The sequence below is a fragment of the Micromonospora sp. NPDC047548 genome (genome assembly GCF_040642975.1).
In the GTDB taxonomy this organism is placed as follows: domain Bacteria; phylum Actinomycetota; class Actinomycetes; order Mycobacteriales; family Micromonosporaceae; genus Micromonospora.
The window spans coordinates 195,748-215,034 of record NZ_JBEYTI010000008.1; the positions used below are offsets into that span (position 1 = coordinate 195,748).

Genomic DNA, 19,287 nt, shown 5'->3' on the forward strand with positions numbered 1-19,287 from the left:
CCGGCCACGCACCTCGCGCCGCCGTGCTCAAGATCGTGCTGAATCCTGGATGTAGTGGCCTCACCGTGATGCCGAGGCCACTACATCCAGGATCGAGGGCGATCTCGCTCGGGTGCCGATCCCGAGGTGATGTCAGAGCTTGCCGCCGAAGGTGTCGCAGGCTTTCGGGTCGCCGCTGGAATAGCCCTTGGTGAACCACTGCTGGCGCTGGGCAGAGGTGCCGTGGGTGAACTCGTCCGGGTTCACCGGCCGGCCGGCCCGCTTGGAGATGGCGGGCTGGTACTGCTCGCCGAACTTCTCGGGCAGGGCGGTGCGCCAGTACGCCTGGATCGAGTTGACGTAGGCGGTGTTGCGGCAGTCCAGCTGCTGGAGCGCGTCGTCGGCCGAGCACTTCTGCTGCAGCGACGTGTTGTCGCCCTGCTCCGATCCGCCGCCACCGTTCATCGCGTTCAGGCCGAAGCCCCCACCGACCAGCGTCACCAGCACGGCGATGATGATGCCGACGATCCCTCCGCGACCGCCGCCGATCGGGATGGGGATGCCCATCCCGCTGCCTCCGCCGGACCCTCGCCGATCGTCCACCTGGCTGGTGTCGATCTGCGCGTTCTCGTTCAGCTCCATGTTGACCCCGATCACCGATTCATCACGTTTGGTGGTTGCGGTACCGGACCGGGTCCGGACTGCGTTCCGGTACCCGATGATCTTGCCTGGCAATCCGGGCGGAGCCCCGCAGGCGGCCCGGTACACTTGCTTCGTGCTGCTCTGCGAAGGCTGAACCGCCCCGCGCCGACGGTCCATCGGGCCCGCCGGCCGTTTCGCGTGCCCTGAGTCAGCCCTTCCAGACCCCGAGAGCGAGTACCGGAAATGATCACTGCCACCGGCCTGGAGTTGCGCGCCGGCGCCCGGATCCTGCTGTCCGACACCACCCTGCGGGTGCAGCCGGGTGACCGGATCGGCCTGGTGGGCCGCAACGGCGCCGGCAAGACCACCACGCTGAAGGTGCTGGCCGGGGAGGGACAGCCGTACGCCGGGCAGATCGACCGGCGCAGCGCCATCGGTTACCTGCCGCAGGACCCGCGTACCGGCGACCTGGAGGTCACCGGGCGGGACCGGGTGCTCTCCGCCCGCGGGCTGGACGTGCTCATGGCCCAGATGAAGGAGATCGAGGCCAAACTCGCCGACAGCGCCGACGACAAGCTGGTCCGCCGCTACGGCGCGCTGGAGGACCAGTTCGCCTCCCTGGGCGGGTACGCCGCCGAGGCCGAGGCGGCCCGGATCTGCGCCAACCTCGGGCTGCCCGACCGGGCGCTCGCCCAGACCATCGGCACCCTCTCCGGCGGCCAGCGCCGCCGTATCGAGCTGGCCCGGATCCTGTTCCGCGACGCCGGCGAGAACGGCGGCGGCATCCTGCTGCTCGACGAGCCCACCAACCACCTCGACGCCGACTCGATCACCTGGCTGCGCAGCTTCCTCGCCAACCACAAGGGCGGCCTGATCGTCATCTCCCACGACGGCGCGCTGCTGGAGTCGGTGGTCAACAAGGTCTGGTTCCTCGACGCCACCCGCTCGGTGGTGGACGTCTACAACCTGGGCTGGAAGGCGTACCTGGAGGCGCGGGAGACCGACGAGCGGCGCCGCCGCCGCGAGCGGGCCAACGCCGAGAAGAAGGCCGGCGCGCTGATGGCCCAGGCCGACAAGATGCGGGCCAAGGCCACCAAGACCGTCGCCGCGCAGAACATGGCCCGCCGCGCCGAGAAGCTGATCTCGGGGCTGGAGGAGGTCCGGGTCGCCGACAAGGTGGCCAAGGTGCGCTTCCCGACCCCGGCGCCGTGCGGCAAGACCCCGCTGACCGCCACCGGCCTGTCGAAGTCGTACGGGTCGTTGGAGATCTTCACTGACGTCAACGTCGCGGTGGACCGTGGCTCCCGGGTCGCCATCCTCGGCCTCAACGGCGCCGGCAAGACCACCCTGCTGCGGATGCTCGGCGGCCTGCTCACGTCGGACACCGGCGAGGTGCACGCCGGGCACGGGCTGCGGCTGGGCTACTACGCCCAGGAACACGAGACCCTGGACGTGCAGCGGACGGTGCTGGAGAACATGCGTGCCGCCGCGATCGAGCAGTCCGACACCGACCTGCGCAAGATCCTCGGCGCGTTCCTCTTCTCCGGCGAGGACGTGGACAAGCCGGCCGGGGTGCTCTCCGGCGGGGAGAAGACCCGGCTGGCCCTGGCCACCCTGGTCTGCTCCGGTGCCAACGTGCTGCTGCTCGACGAGCCGACGAACAACCTCGACCCGGTCAGCCGGGAGCAGGTGCTCGACGCGATCGCTCGCTACCCGGGCGCCATCGTGCTGGTCACCCACGACCCTGGCGCGGTGCTCGCGCTCAAGCCGGACCGGGCCATCCTGCTGCCCGACGGCGACGAGGACGCCTGGAGCGACGACCTGCTCGAACTGGTCGAGCTGGCCTGACCGACCGCGCCCGGCGCGCGGGCGCGGCGGGCGCGGTCACGGCGGCGCGGCGGCCGCGGGCGTCGGGAGGGTTCAGGTGGCCAGGCCGGCCAGGCGGGTCAGGACCCCGGAGGTGACCAGGATGACCAGGCCGATGCCGATGAAGATGGTCGGGACCAGCCAGTGGCCGGCGCGGCCGACCAGCCGGACCACCCGGGGATGGCCGCCCAGCAGGGCCGCCGTCGCGCACCACACGGCCACCAGCGTGGCGAAGACCAGCAGCCAGACCAGCCCGGCCGCCGGCTCCAGCGAGCGGAACACCGGCACGTAGACCGCGATGTTGTCCGCGCCGTTGGCGACGGTCACCCCGGCCACCCCGAGCAGGCTGTCGACCACCGCCGGTGGCGCCTCGTCGTCGGTGCGCGCCAGCAGGGCTCGCGCGCCGAGCGCGATCGGCAGCAGGCCGAGCAGACCGGTCCACGGGTCGGGCACCACGAGCAGCCCCGCCGCGACCAGCACGGCCGTCGCGACCAGCGCGCCGATGCCCAGGTACTGCCCGGCGACGATGTGCCAGGCGCGGGGCCGGCCGCTGCCCCGCGCGGCCACGAAGAGCACGGTGAGCACGACGATGTCGTCCAGATTGGTCGCCGTGAACACGAGGGCAGCGCCGGCGGCGGCGGCGAGCGGGTCGGTCACGCCAGGCAGGGTACGGCCCGCTGGACGGGCCGGGACCGGCGGCGGGTGCGCCGGACCGGGGTGCCCCGCCCGGGCGGCCCGTGACCGTCGGCGCGGATCGGCCCCCCCCGGATGGTGCCCTGTCGCCCGGTCGGAAGGATCACTCTATCGGGAAGCTGACATTGCATAGCGTGTCGGTTGGCGAAGAGTTGATATCTGGCGCATGATCGTTCGAGGCGGTCTAATAGGTGGGACCGTATCCGAACCGCACAGTCTGGGACGTGAGGAATCAGCATGGCAGCCACTGGCACAGCCACCAGCACTGAGAAGGGTCGCCGGATCGTCGGAGCCGAGCGCCAGACGCTCGCCAAGGACCTGGTAAAGCGGTACACCTCGGGTGAGAGTATCCGCGCGCTCGCGGCCTCGACCGGACGTTCCTACGGGTTCATCCACCGGGTGCTCACCGAGTCCGGGGTGCAGCTGCGGCAGCGCGGCGGCGCCCGGCGGCGCAAGAAGGCGTGACCCGCCCACCAGCGTCGTCCATCAGCGTCGCGTTCCGGGCCGTCCGGTGACCGCCGAGACGACCGGGGTACGACTCGACTGCGACGGGCCGGTCGCGACGGTGACGTTGTGCCGGCCCGACGTGCTCAACGCGCAGACCCCGGCGATGTGGCGCGCGATGAGCGACTTCTCCCGGGATCTTCCCGGCGACGTGCGCGTCGTTGTGGTGCGCGGCGAGGGGCGGTCGTTTTCCGCCGGGCTCGACCTGTCGGTGGCCGGGGCGTCCGGGCCGGGCTCTTTCGCCGAGCTGGCGACGCTGCCCGAGCAGGAGTGCGCGGACCGGATCGCGGAGTTCCAGGCCGGCTTCAGCTGGCTGCACCGCCCTGACGTGATCTCCGTCGCGGCCGTGCAGGGGCACGCGATCGGCGCCGGCTTCCAGCTGGCACTCGCCTGCGACCTGCGGGTGCTCGCCGAGGACGCCAAGCTCTCCATGGCCGAGGTGACCCTGGGCCTGGTGCCCGACCTCGCCGGGACGAAGCGCCTCGTCGAGCTGGTCGGCTACTCGCGGGCGCTGGAGATCTGCGCGACCGGCCGGCGGATGGACGCCGCCGAGGCCGATCGGATCGGGCTGGCCACACTCGTCGTGCCCACCGCCGACCTGGACAGCGCGGTGCGGGACCTCACCGCCGGGCTGCTGGCCAACAACCGCGACGCGGTGGTGGAGATCAAGGCGTTGCTCGCCGGTGCGGCCGGCCGTTCGCACGCCGACCAACAGCGCGCCGAGCGGGAGGCACAGACCCGCCGGCTGCGCGACCTCGCCGGACGGGGAGAATAGTAAGGACCGTTCGGGAAGATCCGGGTCACTACTGAGGTTGTCGTAGTCGGCGGGAGAATCGAACCCGACGGTGCGCGCTGCTTGGAGCCCGGAGGTGACCGATGTCCAACCCGATGTCTGGCGGGGGCATGGCCGGGTGGAGCATGCTCCGGTCGATGCGCAGCCGCGACGAGGTCTCCGCGCACCGGCTCAAGCAGGGCACCGCCCGGCGGATCGTCGCCTTCGCGGGGCCTTACCGGCGGGACATCGTGGTCTTCCTGATCACCGTGGTGATCGCCGCGATCATCGGGGTGGCCACCCCGGTGCTCGCCGGTAAGGTCATCAACGCCATCACCCGGGGTGGCGCCGAGGCCGGGGCGACCGTGGTCCGCCTGGCGCTGGTGATCGCCGTGCTGGCGGTCGCCGACGCGCTCTTCTCCCTCGCCCAGCGGTGGTACTCGGCCCGCATCGGCGAGGGGATCATCCTCGACCTGCGCACCCGGGTCTACGACCACGTGCAGCGGATGCCGTTGCAGTTCTTCACCCGTACCCAGACGGGCGCGTTGGTCAGCCGGCTCAACAACGACGTGATGGGCGCCCAGCGGGCGTTCACCTCGACCCTCTCCGGCGTGGTCAGCAACGTCATCCAGCTGGTGCTGACCGCCGGGGTGATGTTCACCCTCTCCTGGCAGATCACCACGCTCTCGCTGGTCCTGTTGCCGATCTTCATCATCCCGGCCCGGCGGGTCGGGCGGCGGCTGGCCGAGATCACCCGGGAGTCGTACAACCTCGACGCCAAGATGAACGCGACGATGACCGAGCGGTTCGGGGTGGCCGGGGCGCTGCTGGTCAAGCTCTTCGGCTCGCCCGAGGTCGAGGCCCGCCGCTTCGCCGGCCGGGCCGAGCGGGTCCGCGACATCGGCATCCAGTCGGCCATGTACTCGCGGACATTCTTCGTGGCGATGCTGCTGGTCGCGTCGCTGGCCCAGGCGCTGACCTACGGGCTCGGCGGCTGGCTCGCGGTCACCGGCGGGGTCAGCGCCGGCACGGTGGTCACCCTCGCGCTGCTGCTCACCCGCCTCTACGGCCCGCTGACCGCGCTGTCCAACGTCCGGGTGGACGTGATGAGCGCGCTGGTCTCCTTCGACCGGGTCTTCGAGGTGCTCGACCTGCGCCCGGGCATCGAGGAGAAGCCGGACGCGGTGTCGGTGCCCCGCGGCAACGGGCGGGTCGAGTTCCGTGAGGTCCGGTTCCGCTACCCGGCCGCCGCCGAGGTGTCGCTGGCCTCGCTGGAGGAGGTCGCCACCCTCGACCGTACGGTCAACGAGCCGGTGCTCAAGGGCGTGTCGTTCACCGTCGAGCCGGGCCAGATGGTGGCCCTGGTCGGCCCCTCCGGGGCCGGCAAGTCGACGCTGTCCATGCTGATCTCCCGGATCTACGACGTCACCGACGGCGAGGTACGCGTCGGCGGCGTGGACGTCCGCGACGCCACCCTCGCCTCGCTGCGCGACGAGATCGGCGTGGTCACCCAGGACTCGCACCTGTTCCACGAGACGATCGCCGAGAACCTGCGCTACGCCAAGCCCGACGCCACCGACGACGAGATCTGGGCGGCGTTGGCGGGCGCGCAGGTCGCCGACCTGGTCCGCGCCCTGCCCGACGGGCTGGAGACGATGGTCGGCGAGCGGGGCTACCGCTTCTCCGGCGGCGAGAAGCAGCGCATCGCCATCGCCCGGCTGCTGCTCAAGGCGCCGTCGATCGTGATCCTCGACGAGGCCACCGCCCACCTCGACTCGGAGAGCGAGGCCGCCGTGCAGCGGGCGCTGGCGGTGGCGCTGACCGGCCGTACCGCGCTGGTGATCGCGCACCGGCTCTCCACGGTGCGCGACGCCGACCAGATCCTGGTCCTCGACGACGGCCGGATCGTGGAGCGGGGCCGGCACGACGAGTTGGTCGCGGTCGGCGGGCTCTACGCCGAGCTGTACCGCACCCAGTTCGCCGTCGCCGACTCGCCGACGCCGTACGCGCCGGCGGAGCCCGAGACGGTGATCACCACGGTGCCGCTGGGCACGTACGTCGCCCAGGAGGCGCTGCCCCCGGCTGCGGCCAACTAGCCGGCGACGGCCGCCCGCAGCTCGCCGAAGGCCGCCCCGAGCGTCTGCGGGGTGAAGTGCGCGTTCAGGCCGCTCGGGTTGGGCAGCACCCAGAGCCGGGCCCCGGCCAGCGTCTCCGGCTGCGGGCCGAAACCGGCCTTCGGCCGGGCGAACCCGATCCGGTACGCGGTCACCCCGACCACCGCCACCCAGGCCGGCCGGTGCTCGGCGACCTTGCCGGTCAGGATCTCCGCCCCGGCCACCAGCTCCGCCGCGGTCAGCTCGTCGGCGCGGGCGCTGGCCCGGGCCACCATGTTGGTGATGCCCAGGCCGAGGCCGGGGAGCTGGTCCTGCTCGCTCGGATGCAGCTGGTGCGGGGTGAAGCCGCCCCGGTGCAGCGCCGGCCAGAAGCGGTTGCCCGGCCGGGCGAAGTGCCAGCCGGTGGCCGCCGACCAGAGCCCCGGGTTGATGCCGACGAAGAGCACGTCCAGCCCGGGGGCGATCAGGTCCGGGAGGGTCCGGTCCGCCGCAGCGGCCAGCTCCGCCTTCGTCGGCCGCACGTCACGGCCGGCGGTGCCGGCTCGCCGTACCCGGGCGCGCGATCCGCCGCCGGTCGGGTCCGAGGGGCTGCCGGTCGGGTCCGGGACGCTGCCCGTCTGGTCCGACCCGCCGCCGGTCGGGTTCGGGGCGTCGGGCGTGCGGCGTGCCGGGCTCACAGGCCGCGCAGCGCGCCGCCGTCGACCGGCACGGTGGCCCCGGTCAGGTAGCTCGCGGCGGGGGAGAGCAGGAACGCGGCCACCCGGCCGAACTCCGCCGGATCACCGAACCGGCGCAGCGGGATGTTGGCCTCCGCCTCGGCCCGGGCCGTCTCGGCGTCCCCGGTGGCGGCGAGGAGTTCCCGGTTGCGGTCGGTCATGACCCGTCCGGGCAGCAGGCCGAGCACCCGCACGCCGCGCGGGCCGTACTCGTCGGCCATGTCCTTGGCCACCCCGGCCAGGCCGGGACGCAGCCCGTTGGAGATGCCGAGGCCGGGCACCGGGCCACGGGCCGAGGTGGACAGGACCAGCCCGATCGCGCCGCCGTCGGTGAGCGCGCCGGCCACCTCACGGGCGGTGCGGACGCTGCCGAGGAACACCGTCTCGAAGGACTGCCGCCACTGCTCGTCGGTCACCTGGGCGGCGGTGCCGCGAGGCGGACCGCCGACCGAGACCAGCGCGCCGTCCAGCCGGCCGAAATGCTCCCGCGCCGCCACCACCAGCCGCTGCGGGGTGTCGGGGTCGGCCAGGTCGGCGGTGAGCCCGATGGCGTGCCGCGGACCGCCGAGCCGCTCGACGGCCGCGGCGACCAGTTCCGGGGCGCGGGACGAGACGACCACCCGCGCGCCGTCGGCCACCAGGCACTCGGCGGTGGCGAAGCCCAGGCCCCGGGAGGCGCCGGTCAGTACGTACACCCGGTCGGTGAGTCCGAGATCCATGCTTGAGATCCTGCCGTACGGGCGTACCCGACGCACCCGGGTGGGTGGTCAGCGCCGGGCGGGGCGCAGCAGGCGTACCCGACCGGCGAGCTGGACCGCGACGGCGCCGCCGGCGCGGGCGACGGCCGGCAAGCGGCGGGGTCGCGGCGGGCGGTGGCCGTCGTAACGGCTGCCCGCCTCGCGCGCGGCCAGCTCCTCGGCGCCGAGCGGAGGCAGCGTGCCCCGCTCACGCAGGGCGCGGGCCAGGTCCCAGCCGTCGCGCAGCGAGCCGTTGGTGGGGCGGCCGGCCGCCCACTCGCGGAAGGTGTCCCACCAGGCGTCGCCGAGGGCGGCGGCGAGCAGCGGCCAGTGCCGGGCCACCTCGCCGGCGCGCTTGCCCAGCAGCGCGACCCGGGCGGCCCGCACCGGCGCGGGCGCGAAGCCGGCCGGGGTCGGCGCGCCGGCGACCAGCGCCGCGACCAGCTCCGCCTGCCGGGCGGCCAGGTCGCCGCCCGGTGTCCCGCCCCGACCGGTGGCGAGGTCGCCGGCCGCCCCCGACCGGCCGGCGGGGGTGCGGGGCCTGGAGACGGCGCGGCCGCTCACGTGACCACCGGGAACCCGGAGGCGGCGGCGAGCGCGTCCAGCTCCGCTCGCAGGGCCGGCGCGGGCGGGTAGTGCCCGTCGCGCTCCAGCAGCAGCGCCGGTGGCCGGCGCCGGGCGCAGAGCGCGCCGACCAGGTCGAGCACCTCCGCCGGCACCGGGTCGGTGTGCGTGTCGTGGTAGAAGCCGCCGCGCTCGGCGCCCCCGGCCACGTGGACGTAGGAGACCCGGTCCAGCGGCAGCCGGTCGAGCAGCGCGAGCGGGTCGCCGCCCCGGTTACGGGCGTTGGCGTGCACGTTGGCCACGTCGAGCAGCAGCGTCGCCCCGGTCGCGTCCAGGATCTCGGTGAGGAAGTCCGCCTCGTCCAGCTCGTCGTCGGGCCAGTCGAAGAGCGCGGCGATCGGTTCCAGCGCGAGCGGCGCAGGTAGCTCGGCCTGCGCCCGCCGGACGTTCGCCACCACCGCCGCCACCGCCTCCCGGCTGCGCGGCAGCGGCAACAGGTGGCCGGCGTCCAGGCCGCCGGCCCGGACGAACGCGATGTGCTCGCTGACCAGCGGCGCGTCGACCAGTTCGGCGACCCGGGCCAGGTGGGCCACCCGCGCCGGGTCGACCGGCTCCGCGCCGCCGAGGGAGAGCCGCACCCCGTGCGGTACGACGGTGACGCCGCGCCCGCGCAGCTCGGCCAGCCCCGGCGGGAGCGGGCCGGCCGGCGGGACCGTCTCGGCCACCACCTCGACGAAGCGCAGTCCGGGCAGCTCGGCGACGAACCCGGCGATCTCCGGCCGCCAGCCGATGCCCACCCCGTTCGGGCCGGTCATCCGCCGCACCCACCGCCGCCTCCGCAGCCGCCGCCTCCACCGCCTCCGCCGCAGGAGCTGCCGCCACCGCAGGAACTCCCGCCAGCACCGGAGCTGCAGGACCCGCCGCTGCTGCCGCCGCTGCTCAGCGCCTGCCGCTGGATCTCCGCCTGCTCGGCGAAGCCCGGGTCCAGCGTCCAGAGCGAGGCGGTGCCGAAGAGGGCGACGCCCATCGCCGCCCCGGCTGCGCCGTAGGTGGCGTACGCGGGCGTGGAGGCGGGGGAGAGGTGGATGTTGCGCCGGCGCAGCTCGCGCAGCGCGGCGTCGGCCGCCCGGGTCCGCCATGGCACCCGGAAGAGCACGAGCGCGACGGCCAGGACAAGGGCGGCGACCAGCAGGAACCTGACCGGCCGCCCGTTGGCCAGCCCGGCGGCGATCCGGGCCGCGCCGAACACCACCAGGGCGAACAGCACCCACGAGCCACGCCGGGCGGCGGCGCGCTGCGCGGGGGAGAGCGCCAGGCCCTGCCGTTCGAGACCCTCGCGCAGGTCGGTGAGCGCGCGGGCGACCCACTCGTCGCGGGCCAGCTCGCGGGAGTGCAGGTTGCGCCGGGCGGCGTGGTAGACCGCCTGGTCCAGCGGGGTGACCACGGTGGGCAGGGAGCCGCCGGTGGTGAGCCGCCGGTCGGCACGGACGCCGACCACGCCGCTGCCACGCAGGCCGCCCAGCGCGGTCCAGACCGCGAGCTGGTCGCCGCCGTTGAGGTAGGCCACCTGCTGCGGCCCGAGCTGGGCGGCCCCGGAGACGGGCCGCCCGGCGAGGATCCGGGACCGGTGCACGATCGAACCGACGACGACCAGCAGCGCCGCCATCAGGTAGAGCCCGAGGAAGGTGGGACCGGGGATGCCCCAGGTGTCGCCCGGGGCGGCGAGGTCGGTCATGGCTGCTCCTGTCGTGCGGGGGAACGCAGCCCCATTGTGGAGCAGCGCCGCCACGCGCCGGAGTGCGAGGACGCCGAGTTACCAAGCCGAGACGTCCGGCGGTCAGCGCCGGCGCACGGCCTCCTCGACCAGGTCCAGCACCGGGCCCAGGTCGCCGGCCGGCCGCCCCATCGCCAGGTGCAGCACCAGACCGTCGTACGCGAGTTCCAGGAACTGGGCCAGCACGTCGATCGGGACGTCCTCGCGCAGCACCCCGGCCTCCCGCTGCCGGACCAGCCGGTCCCGGGTGGCCTCGGCGATGGCGGCGGAGCGCTCGGCCCAGCGGCGGGCGAAGGCCGGGTCGGTGCGCAGCCGGCGGGAGACCTCGAGCTGGCTGCCCAGCCAGCCGGTGGTGTCGGGCGAGACCGCCCCGGCGAGCAGGTCCCGCATGACCTGGACGAGGCCGTTGCGGGCCACGGTCTCCACCATGGCCGCCGCGTCGTCCTCGGCCACCGCGAGAAAGAGCGAGTCCTTGTCGCGGAAGTGGTGGAAGATGGCGCCCCGGGACAGCCGGGTGGCCTCCTCCAGCCGGCGCACGGTGGCTCCCTCGTAGCCGTGCCGGGCGAAACAGGCCCGCGCCGCGGCGAGGATCTCCTGCCGGCGCGCGTCGAGCTGGTCCTGACTTACTCTGGGCACAGGTCGATCGTTCCAGCTGACCCTCCGTTACGCAAACCGTACGTACGGCTTGGGACCCGGTGTCCCGGGACGGGCCGGCTCGGCGATCCGGTTAGGATCGCCGGGTGACGACGCCCCCGGTCGCCTCCGCCCCCATGCCCTCCGCCCCGCTGACCGTCGCGGCCGTGCAGGCCGACCCGGTCCCCGGCGACGTGCCCGGCAACGCCGTGGCCGCCGCCGGCCTGGCCGCCCGGGCCGCCGGGCACGGCGCCCGGGTCGCCGTCCTGCCTGAGCTGTTCCTGCCGGCGTACCACCCGCCCACGCTGGCCGCCGACCCGGCCGGCACCGACATCGCCGCGACCGGCGACCGCGCGGTCGACGACTCCCGGCTCGACCCGCTGCGGGCCACCGCCCGCGACGGCCGGATCACCGTGGTGGTCGGCGCGGCGGTCCGCCACCCGGACGGCCGCCGGACCATCTCCGCCCTGGTCGTCGACCCGACCGGCACGGTCCGGGCCGGGTACGACAAGCAGCAGCTCTGGGGCGGCGAGCGGGACCTGTTCGACGCCGGCCGGCGGGGCGCCACGCTGCTGGTCGACAGTTGGCGGCTCGGCCTCGGCATCTGCTACGACGGGTGCTTCCCGGAGCACGCCCGGGCCGCCGCGGCCGACGGCGCGCACGGCTACCTCTGCCCGAGCGGCTACCTCGCCGGGTCGGCGCACCGGCGCGACCTCTACTACGCCGCCCGGGCCCTGGACAACACCATGTACGTCGTCTTCGCCAACGCCGTCGGAGGTGCCGACCCGTGGCGGTTCAACGGTGGCGCGGCGGTCTACGACCCGCAGGGCCGTCCGCTGGTGCGCGGCGCCGACGACGGCGAGGCCGTGCTGATCGCCACGCTGGACCCGGCCGCGCTGGCGGCCACCCGCTCGGCCCACTCCATGCTCGCCGACCGGCCCGCCGACCAGGGGCTCCCCCGAACGGCGCTGCCGGCCTGACGGACGCCGCCCGGCCCCAGCCCTGTCGACGGCGCCCCTCTCTCCCGTAAGGTGCCCGCGTGCCGCTGCTCCTGCTCGACCTGGACAACACCCTGCTCGACCGGGCGGGTCCGTTTCGCGCCTGGGGTCAGCGTTTCCTGGACGGCATCGGCGCGCCCCACACCGACATCGACTGGCTGCTCTCCGTCGACGCTGACGGGCTCACCGACCGGTGGGACGTCGCCGACGCCCTCCGCGACCGGTACGCGCTGCGCATCCCCGCCATCGACCTGGTCGAGGAGCTGCACGACGGGGTGGTGGCGAACACCCGGCTCGACCCGCTGGTCGCCTGCGCGCTCCGGATCGCCGACGACGCCGGTTGGGTGCCGGTCGTGGTCACCAACGGCTCGGTCCGCCAGCAGGACGCCAAGATCCGGCGGACCGGGCTGGACCGGTACATCGCCGACTGGGTGATCTCCGAGGAGGCCGGGGTCAGCAAGCCCAACCCGAGGATCTTCGCGCTGGCCGCCCAGCGGGCCCGGGTGCCGCTGCGCGGGTCGTGGGTGGTGGGGGACAGCCCGGAGGCGGACATCGGCGGGGCCGCCGCCGTCGGCCTGCCCAGCGTCTGGCTGCACCGGGGGCGCGGCTGGGCGGACAGCCGGTTCGCGCCGACCCGTACCGTCGACTCGCTGATCGCGGCCGTCGCCACCGTGCTCGCCGCCTGAACCGTCGGCGGCCCGGGTGGGTTTGGTAATTCGGTTGCCCCCGGATCCGGGCTCGACCAGCATGGGGCCGCGCGGACGCGCAGCCGGGCCGGTCCCGGTCGAGGAGAGGAGGTCGGTCATGGCCGTCTTTGCAGGGTCGTACCACCTGCCTCCATCAGCCTCGATCAAGGGATCACCAGCTCCGTGCGTGAACATGACCTCCCGGCGCCGCAGCGCCGTGGCCGCGGCAAGAGCCGCTTCGACGACGACGAACCACACTTCCTGAAGCACGGCCGGCACGCCGAGCCGGCCCTCGTCGAACCCGACGACGAGCCCGAGCCCGAGCACCGCTGGTCCTCCTGGGACGAGGCCGTCCACGGCCCCGAACCCCACCCCGACTGGCTGGTCACCGAGCTGGCCGCCCGGGACACCGAACTCGGTGTGCTCAAGACCGGCAAGGAGGCGGACGTCCACCTCGTCCGCCGCGCGGTGCCGGACACCGACCAGTCCTGCCTGCTGGCGGTCAAGCGGTACCGGGACGCCCAGCACCGGCTCTTCCACCGCGACGCCGGCTACCTGGAGGGGCGCCGGGTCCGCCGGTCCCGGGAGAACCGGGCGATGGCCGGGCGTACCGCCTTCGGCCGGCAGATGATCGCCGGGCAGTGGGCCGCGGCCGAGTTCGCCGCCCTCAGCCGGCTCTGGGAGATCGGCGCCGCCTCCGGGCGGATCGCCGTGCCCTACCCGGTCCAGCTGATCGGCACCGAGCTGATGCTGGAGTTCGTCGGCGACCCCGACGAGGGCGCGGCGGCGCCCCGGCTGGCCCAGCTGCGCCCCGAGGCGGGCGAGCTGCGCTCGCTCTGGGGGCAGCTGGTGGACGCCCTGGTCGTGCTGGCCCGCGCCGGGTACGCCCACGGCGACCTGTCCCCGTACAACCTGCTGGTGCACCAGGGTCGACTCGTCATGATCGACCTGCCGCAGGTGGTCGACGTGGTGGCCAACCCGCAGGGGCCGGAGTTCCTGGCCCGGGACGTGAAGGTGGTCGGCGCCTGGTTCGCCGCGCGGGGACTGCCGGCGGCCGAGGCCGACCCGGCCGAGCTGACCGGTCTGCTGCTGCACGAGGCGGGCATCCGCTGATCCGGCGACGCCCCGGACGGTCCGGTGACCGTCCGGGGCGTACCCGCCTCGCGTGCCGGCTGTCGCCGGCGTGCCGGCCTACTGGAGGTAGCGCTCGACCTCCGGCACCGGCCGCTCGCCCTGGGCCTCCGGGTCGCCGTGCGCCTGCCGGGCCGCCCGGCGGCGGCGCAGCAGGTCCCAGCACTGGTCCAGGGACTCCTCCAGCGCGCGCAGCCGGTCGCGCGCCGCGTCGTCGGTGCCGGACTCGGTGGCCTGCGCCGCGGAGCGCAGCCGGTGCTCCTCGTCGACGAGCTCCGAGATCCGGTTCAGGATGGTGGTGTCGTCCATGCCCCTGAGCCTGGCACAGGGTGCCCCGGCGCGCCCGGATTCACACCCCCCGGACGGCGCCGCGCCACGGTAGGTTGCCCACCATGACCCCGGTCGTACGCCCGCTGCGGCCCGCCGACCTCCCGGCGGTCGTCGAGGTGCTGGCCGCCGCCGCGCCGTATCAGATGATCACCGAGGAGTGGCTGGGCTGGCACCTCACCGGCGCGCCGGCGGCCGAGCGGTTCGGCGTGCTGGTCGCCGGGACCGCCGACGGGGTGGTCGGCGCGGCGCTGACCGGGCTGCTGCACGAGAGCGCCGAGCCGGGCTGGGCTTCGTCAACCTCACGGTGCACCCGCAGCGGCGCGGCCGGGGCGCCGGCGGCGCCCTGCTGACCGCCGCGCAGCGGCGGCTCACCGGGCTGGGGGCCGTGGCCGCGTACGCGAAGGTCGCCGACGACCCGGCCGGCGTCGGCTTCGCCCAGCGGCGCGGCTACCGGCGGGGACGGCGGGCGGAGTTCCTGATGCTGGACCTGGCCGAGGCGGTGCTGCCGGCGCACCCGGTGCTGCCGGCCGGGGTGCGGCTGCTCGCCGCCGCCGAGCTGCCCGGTCCCCACCCGCTCTGCACGGCGGACCTCCACGCCTCCCGGGACGAGCCGGGCGAGGTGACGATGGACGAGGTCGGCTACGCCGACTGGCTGGCCGCCTACTGGGAGCGCCCCGACCTGGACCGCGAGTTGACCACGGTGGCGGTGCGGGACGGGGAGGTGCTCGCGTTCGGTTTCGCGATGGCCGACCGGCGGGACCGTTACCGCTCGGGGATGACCGGCACCCGGCGCGGGCACCGGGGGCGCGGGCTGGCCCGCGCGGTCAAGCAGCGGTCGTTGAGCCGGGTCCGGGCGGCCGGGCTGCGGTACGCGTACACCAGCAACGACGCCGGCAACGTGGCCATGCTTACGCTCAACCGTCGATTAGGTTACCGAACGGTCGCCGCCGAGTGGCACTACCTGCGCGATCTGTCGGACTGAGCTCCCCGCCTCACCGTCCACCGTGGACGTCTTTTGTTGACTGTGAGAATTTCTCAGGACGCAAGATCTGGAAAAGCCGATTCATCAATGACATGCTCTCTGGAACCGTCACGCGCCATCACCCCGGCAGCACGCAGCGCAAGGTGGTGCGTCATCGGAGGAGGAGCCGTGCAGGTAAGCCATGACTGAGTCGACCGCCCCAATACACCCTGAACCCCACGTCGCCACCTTGCGTCGCACGCTGCCCCGGCTGCTCCGTGACCCGCTGGGCACCCTGGTCGGCCTCGCCGACGCGGCGCCCGGGCAGGTCGTCCGGCTGAACCTCGGCACCATCCGGCCGTACCTGGTCACCGAGCCGGCGCACGTCCAGCACGTGCTGCGCGACAACGCCGCCAACTACACCCGGGCCGGCGACAGCATGATGTGGAAGTCCGTCCGCAAGCTGGCCGGCGACGGCATCCTCTCCGAGGGCCCGGAGTGGGAGGCGAGCCGGCGACGGCTCCAGCCGCACTTCACCGCCAAGCGGATCGACGCGGTGGTGGACGACCTGAGCCGGGCGATCAGCGAGGCGGTCGACGAGCTGGCCGGCCCGGCGCGCGACGGCGCACCGGTCGACGCGGCCGCCGAGATCTCCCGGATCATCTGCCAGGCAGTCATCCGGGTCTTCTTCGGCGACAAGATCGCCGTCGCCGACGGCGTACGGGTCGTCGCCGAGCAGGACACGGTGGCGACCGCGCTGCGGTTCCGGCTGCTCGCCCCGTTCCTGCCGGACGCCGTGCCGATGCCGGGCGACCGGGCGTTCCGTCGGGCCGTGCGGAATATCGACGACATCCTGCTGCCGCTGGTCCGCGCCGAGCGCGCCCATCCCGAGGGCGGTGACGACATCCTCGCCGCGCTGGCCGGGGCGCGCGACGCCGACGGCCGCAAGCTGGACGAGCAGCGGGTCCGCGACGACCTGGTGTCCATCTTCGCCACCACCACGGAGACCACGTACGTGGTGCTCACCTGGCTCTTCCCGCTGCTGGAGCAGCTTCCCGACATCGCCGCCCGGCTCTACGAGGAGATCGACCGGGTGGTCGGCCCCGGTGACGTGGTCAGCCGCGAACAGCTCGGCGAGCTGCGCTACACCCGGATGGTGCTGGACGAGCTGGTCCGCGCGTACCCGTCCGGCTGGCTGGTGCCGCGCACCGCGATCGCCGACGACGTCATCGGCGGCACCCGGATCAGGGCCGGCGGGACGATCGTCCTCAGCCCGTACGTCACCCAGCGGCTGGCCCGGTTCTGGGACCGCCCCGAGGTGTTCGACCCGGAACGCTTCGCCCCCGACGCGCCCCGGCGCGCCCACCGGTACGCCTACTATCCGTTCGGCGGCGGCGCCCACCAGTGCATCGGCCAGTACCTCTTCCAGCTGGAGGCGCCGCTGATCGTGGCGACCCTGTTCAGCCGGTTCCGGTACCGGCTCTGCGAGCCCGGGATGCCCAACCCGCAGCTCGCCGCGTCGCTGCGACCGAAGGAGCGGGTGCCGCTGATGCTCACCCCGCACCGGCAGCTGGCGCTGGCCTGATCGCCGTGACAGCTGTCGTACCGGCCATGGACGAGCTGCGGGAGGCCGCCGAGCACGGACGCGTCTGCGCCCTCGCCGCGCAGGGCCAGCGGGACCTGCAACGCGGCCTGGCCGCCCACCCCGACCTCTTCGCCGCTGGGCCCTTCGACGCGGCCCTGACCAGCAGCGTCGCCCTGGCCATCGCGTTCAGCGCGCCCTGGTGCGACGCCGCCGAGCTGCGGTTGACCAACCGGGCGGTGCTCTGGGGGTTCGCGCTGGACTGGCAGGTGGACCACCTGGCCGCCTCCGCCGCCGAACTCGACCAGCTGGTGCGCCGGCAGCTCGCGGTCGCCAACGGTGCGCCCGCGGCGGCGGACGACCCGCTGGGCCGCTTCCTCGCCGGGATCCGCGCCGACCTGGCCGCTGCGCCGGCCTTCGCCACACTGGGCGGGACGTGGCGGGAGGCGGTACGTCGGACGCTGGAGGCGATGCGGCGGGAGTGGCACTGGAGGGCGGCCGGCCGCGATGGCCTGCTACCGCTGCCGGCGCTCGCCGACTACCTGGCCAACGCCGACAACCTGGCCTGCACGGTGGTGAACGTGGCCCACTGGATCCAGGCCGGCGAGGCGGACGCGCACGCCCGGCTCGACCGGCTGGTCGCCGCCAGCGACGCGGTGCAACGGGCCCTGCGGCTGGTCAATGACCTGGCCACCTACGACCGGGACCTGCGCTGGGGCGACCTCAACGCGATCATGCTGGTCGACGACCGGGCCGTCGTCGAGCGGGAGCTGACCGGCCTGGTCGCGCGGGCCACCGAGCTGCTCAACGAGCTGCGCGCCGACTGCCCCCGGGAGGCGGCCTACCTGACCCGGCAGCTCGGCTACACCAGCGGCTTCTACCGGTCGACCGACTTCTGGGGGGTGCCGTGAGCACCGAGGCGCTGGCCCGGGACGCCGCCTCTCCGGGGGATCCCGGGCCGGCGATCGCGGCCGGCGAACTGGTCGCCGGGCTGACCGTCCGGCCGGGCGGGCGCACGTCCGCCTCGCCGTACGAGACTGCCCGGCTGGTCTCCCTGGCGCCCTGGCTGCCGGGGAACGCCGAACGGATCCGTTACCTGCTCGCCGGGCAGCGCCCGGACGGCGGCTGGGGCGGGCCGGAGGGCTACGCGCTGGTGCCCACGCTGAGCGCCGCCGAGGGGCTGCTCGCCGCGCTGGCGCGGGACACCCCCGCCGGCTGGTCCTCGGACGGGGTGCGCAGCGCCGTCGACCGGGCGCTGCGCCTGCTGTACGACCGGGCGGCCGGCCCGGCGACGTACCCCGTGCCGGACCTGCCGGCCGCGGACCTGATCGTCCCGGCGCTGGTGGAACGGATCGGTGACCGGCTGGCCGAGCCGCCCGCGGAACTCGCCGGCTGGCGCGCCGCCGGCCCGCCGCCGCTGCCAGCCGGCATGGACCGCCGGCGCCTCGACCGGGTACGCCTGCTCGCCCGGTCCGGCCGCCCGATGCCGCCGAAGCTGCTGCACGCCCTGGAGGTCCTCGGCCCCGCGGCGCGGCGGCTGCCCACCGTGACCGCCACCGCGGCGGGCACGGTCGGCGCCTCCCCGGCCGCCACCGCCGCCTGGCTCGGCGGCCCCGACGGGATCCCACCGGCCATGGTGGACTACCTGCGTCAGGCGACCGGCGACCACGGCGGTCCGGTGTCGTGCGCCACCCCGATCACCGTCTTCGAGCGGTCCTGGGTGCTGAGCACCCTGGCGCGGGCCGGCGTGCCCCTGTCGGTGCCGGCGGGGGTCCTCGCCGAGCTGCGGGACGCGCTCGGCCCGGACGGCGTGGCCACCGGGCCGGGCCTGCCCACTGACGCCGACACCACCGCGGTGACCCTGTACGCGCTGGCCCTGCTGGGCCGTCCGGCCGACCCGGCGTGCCTGGCCCGGTACGACACCGGGGAGCACTTCTGCACCTGGCAGGGAGAGAACGGCACGTCGGTGACCACGAACGCGCACGTGCTGGAGGCGCTGGGCCGACAGGTCGGCGACGGCGGCCCCCGGACGGCGGCTGTCATACGCCGGCTCACCGGTTGGTTGCTCGACCGGCAGGAGGCCGACGGCCGGTGGTCGGACCGTTGGCACGCCTCGCCCTACTACGCCACCTGCTGCGCCGTGCTCGCCCTGCGCGACCACGGCGGTCCCTCGGCCCGTCCGGCCGTGAAGCGGGCTGTCGGCTGGGTGCTCGACGGCCAGCAGTCCGACGGCTCCTGGGGGCGGTGGCGCGGCACCGCGGAGGAGACCGCGTACGGCCTGCTCGTGCTCCTGGCGGGGCGGCCCTCGCCGGCGGTCGACGCCGCCGTCGCCACGGCGGCGCGGTGGCTGTCCACAGCAGACGATGTTCGCAACCATCCTCCACTATGGCATGACAAGGATCTCTACCATCCGGAACTGATCGTGCGGGCCGCCGTGGTGGCGGCCCGCACGTCGGCCGGCGACCGGTTGCGCGGTTCCGCCCATCTCCCGAGCACCCCCTGATCTGCGCCGCTTGAGGGAAATTGCGGACACTGCTAGCGTGCGCCGGGGCCGGCTTCGCGTTATTCGGCCAATTCGAAACGTGAATCAGGACCGGCGAGGGAC

Annotated in this window: 21 protein-coding genes; 12 read left to right on the plus strand and 9 right to left on the minus strand. The window is 74.5% G+C overall.

Annotated features, from left to right (window positions below):
- Nucleotides 1-132 precede the first annotated feature (132 nt).
- Nucleotides 133-621: a neutral zinc metallopeptidase gene (locus tag ABZ807_RS11860; RefSeq protein ID WP_357155605.1), complete on the minus strand. Its 489-nt coding sequence runs from the start codon at nucleotides 619-621 to the stop codon at nucleotides 133-135.
- Between the two features lie 243 nt (nucleotides 622-864).
- Here ABZ807_RS11860 and ABZ807_RS11865 point away from each other — a divergent pair, with 243 nt between their 5' ends.
- Nucleotides 865-2,469 (plus strand): ABC-F family ATP-binding cassette domain-containing protein, encoded by a 1,605-nt coding sequence (locus tag ABZ807_RS11865; protein ID WP_357155543.1) that lies wholly within the window; start codon nucleotides 865-867, stop codon nucleotides 2,467-2,469.
- Nucleotides 2,470-2,541: 72 nt separating this feature from the next.
- On the opposite strand, the gene ABZ807_RS11870 is transcribed toward ABZ807_RS11865, so the two are convergent.
- Nucleotides 2,542-3,144 (minus strand): cadmium resistance transporter, encoded by a 603-nt coding sequence (locus tag ABZ807_RS11870; protein WP_357155545.1) that lies wholly within the window; start codon nucleotides 3,142-3,144, stop codon nucleotides 2,542-2,544.
- A 273-nt stretch (nucleotides 3,145-3,417) separates the two neighbouring features.
- Between ABZ807_RS11870 and ABZ807_RS11875 the strand changes: the two genes are divergently transcribed.
- The 3 genes from ABZ807_RS11875 to ABZ807_RS11885 all read left to right on the plus strand — a co-directional run bounded on the left by ABZ807_RS11875 (nucleotide 3,418) and on the right by ABZ807_RS11885 (nucleotide 6,552).
- A complete protein-coding gene (locus ABZ807_RS11875) occupies nucleotides 3,418-3,645 on the plus strand; it encodes a helix-turn-helix domain-containing protein (protein WP_007462679.1) in 228 nt (75 codons plus the stop codon).
- Between the two features lie 46 nt (nucleotides 3,646-3,691).
- Nucleotides 3,692-4,459: an enoyl-CoA hydratase/isomerase family protein gene (locus ABZ807_RS11880; protein WP_357155547.1), complete on the plus strand. Its 768-nt coding sequence runs from the start codon at nucleotides 3,692-3,694 to the stop codon at nucleotides 4,457-4,459.
- 113 nt (nucleotides 4,460-4,572) lie between these two features.
- Entirely contained in the window at nucleotides 4,573-6,552 is a 1,980-nt protein-coding gene (locus tag ABZ807_RS11885; protein ID WP_357155607.1) for an ABC transporter ATP-binding protein, read from the plus strand.
- Here the strand turns inward: ABZ807_RS11885 and mug are convergent.
- The 6 genes from mug to ABZ807_RS11915 all read right to left on the minus strand — a co-directional run bounded on the left by mug (nucleotide 6,549) and on the right by ABZ807_RS11915 (nucleotide 10,997).
- A complete protein-coding gene (mug, locus tag ABZ807_RS11890; protein ID WP_357155609.1) occupies nucleotides 6,549-7,091 on the minus strand; it encodes a G/U mismatch-specific DNA glycosylase in 543 nt (180 codons plus the stop codon). The two genes, ABZ807_RS11885 and mug, sit on opposite strands and share 4 nt — an antisense overlap.
- Nucleotides 7,092-7,243: 152 nt before the next feature.
- Nucleotides 7,244-8,005, minus strand: coding sequence for an SDR family oxidoreductase (locus ABZ807_RS11895; protein ID WP_357155549.1), 762 nt, complete (start codon nucleotides 8,003-8,005; stop codon nucleotides 7,244-7,246).
- 48 nt (nucleotides 8,006-8,053) lie between these two features.
- Nucleotides 8,054-8,488 carry a hypothetical protein gene (locus ABZ807_RS11900; RefSeq protein WP_357155611.1) on the minus strand — a complete coding sequence of 145 codons (435 nt, stop codon included), beginning with the start codon at nucleotides 8,486-8,488 and terminating at the stop codon, nucleotides 8,054-8,056.
- Between the two features lie 95 nt (nucleotides 8,489-8,583).
- On the minus strand, nucleotides 8,584-9,402 hold the full coding sequence (locus ABZ807_RS11905) for a DUF692 domain-containing protein (protein WP_357155550.1): 819 nt from the start codon (nucleotides 9,400-9,402) through the stop codon (nucleotides 8,584-8,586).
- The gene (locus ABZ807_RS11910) at nucleotides 9,399-10,322 is read right to left on the minus strand and encodes a TIGR04222 domain-containing membrane protein (RefSeq protein ID WP_357155552.1); all 924 of its coding nucleotides are present in this window, start codon (nucleotides 10,320-10,322) and stop codon (nucleotides 9,399-9,401) included. The genes ABZ807_RS11905 and ABZ807_RS11910 overlap by 4 nt, the downstream gene beginning before the upstream one ends.
- A 102-nt stretch (nucleotides 10,323-10,424) precedes the next feature.
- The gene (locus ABZ807_RS11915) at nucleotides 10,425-10,997 is read right to left on the minus strand and encodes a helix-turn-helix domain-containing protein (protein ID WP_334527499.1); all 573 of its coding nucleotides are present in this window, start codon (nucleotides 10,995-10,997) and stop codon (nucleotides 10,425-10,427) included.
- Between the two features lie 104 nt (nucleotides 10,998-11,101).
- Between ABZ807_RS11915 and ABZ807_RS11920 the strand changes: the two genes are divergently transcribed.
- The 3 genes from ABZ807_RS11920 (at nucleotide 11,102) to ABZ807_RS11930 (ending at nucleotide 13,791) form a co-directional block, all read left to right on the plus strand.
- Nucleotides 11,102-11,974 (plus strand): carbon-nitrogen hydrolase family protein, encoded by an 873-nt coding sequence (locus ABZ807_RS11920; protein ID WP_357155554.1) that lies wholly within the window; start codon nucleotides 11,102-11,104, stop codon nucleotides 11,972-11,974.
- Between the two features lie 59 nt (nucleotides 11,975-12,033).
- Nucleotides 12,034-12,678: an HAD-IA family hydrolase gene (locus ABZ807_RS11925; RefSeq protein WP_357155556.1), complete on the plus strand. Its 645-nt coding sequence runs from the start codon at nucleotides 12,034-12,036 to the stop codon at nucleotides 12,676-12,678.
- A 183-nt stretch (nucleotides 12,679-12,861) separates the two neighbouring features.
- A complete protein-coding gene (locus ABZ807_RS11930) occupies nucleotides 12,862-13,791 on the plus strand; it encodes an RIO1 family regulatory kinase/ATPase (protein ID WP_357155558.1) in 930 nt (309 codons plus the stop codon).
- A gap of 78 nt (nucleotides 13,792-13,869) precedes the next feature.
- Here ABZ807_RS11930 and ABZ807_RS11935 read toward each other — a convergent pair whose 3' ends face one another.
- On the minus strand, nucleotides 13,870-14,118 hold the full coding sequence (locus tag ABZ807_RS11935; protein WP_357155560.1) for a DUF2630 family protein: 249 nt from the start codon (nucleotides 14,116-14,118) through the stop codon (nucleotides 13,870-13,872).
- Between the two features lie 83 nt (nucleotides 14,119-14,201).
- Between ABZ807_RS11935 and ABZ807_RS11940 the strand changes: the two genes are divergently transcribed.
- The 5 genes from ABZ807_RS11940 (at nucleotide 14,202) to ABZ807_RS11960 (ending at nucleotide 19,185) form a co-directional block, all read left to right on the plus strand.
- Entirely contained in the window at nucleotides 14,202-14,489 is a 288-nt protein-coding gene (locus ABZ807_RS11940) for a hypothetical protein (RefSeq protein ID WP_357155562.1), read from the plus strand.
- The gene (locus tag ABZ807_RS11945) at nucleotides 14,444-15,121 is read left to right on the plus strand and encodes a GNAT family N-acetyltransferase (protein ID WP_357155564.1); all 678 of its coding nucleotides are present in this window, start codon (nucleotides 14,444-14,446) and stop codon (nucleotides 15,119-15,121) included. Before ABZ807_RS11940 ends, ABZ807_RS11945 begins: the two co-directional genes overlap by 46 nt.
- A gap of 181 nt (nucleotides 15,122-15,302) precedes the next feature.
- On the plus strand, nucleotides 15,303-16,685 hold the full coding sequence (locus ABZ807_RS11950) for a cytochrome P450 (protein WP_357155566.1): 1,383 nt from the start codon (nucleotides 15,303-15,305) through the stop codon (nucleotides 16,683-16,685).
- A 5-nt stretch (nucleotides 16,686-16,690) separates the two neighbouring features.
- A complete protein-coding gene (locus tag ABZ807_RS11955; protein WP_357155568.1) occupies nucleotides 16,691-17,593 on the plus strand; it encodes a terpene synthase in 903 nt (300 codons plus the stop codon).
- Nucleotides 17,590-19,185, plus strand: coding sequence for a prenyltransferase/squalene oxidase repeat-containing protein (locus tag ABZ807_RS11960; RefSeq protein WP_357155570.1), 1,596 nt, complete (start codon nucleotides 17,590-17,592; stop codon nucleotides 19,183-19,185). Before ABZ807_RS11955 ends, ABZ807_RS11960 begins: the two co-directional genes overlap by 4 nt.
- Nucleotides 19,186-19,287: the final 102 nt, after the last annotated feature.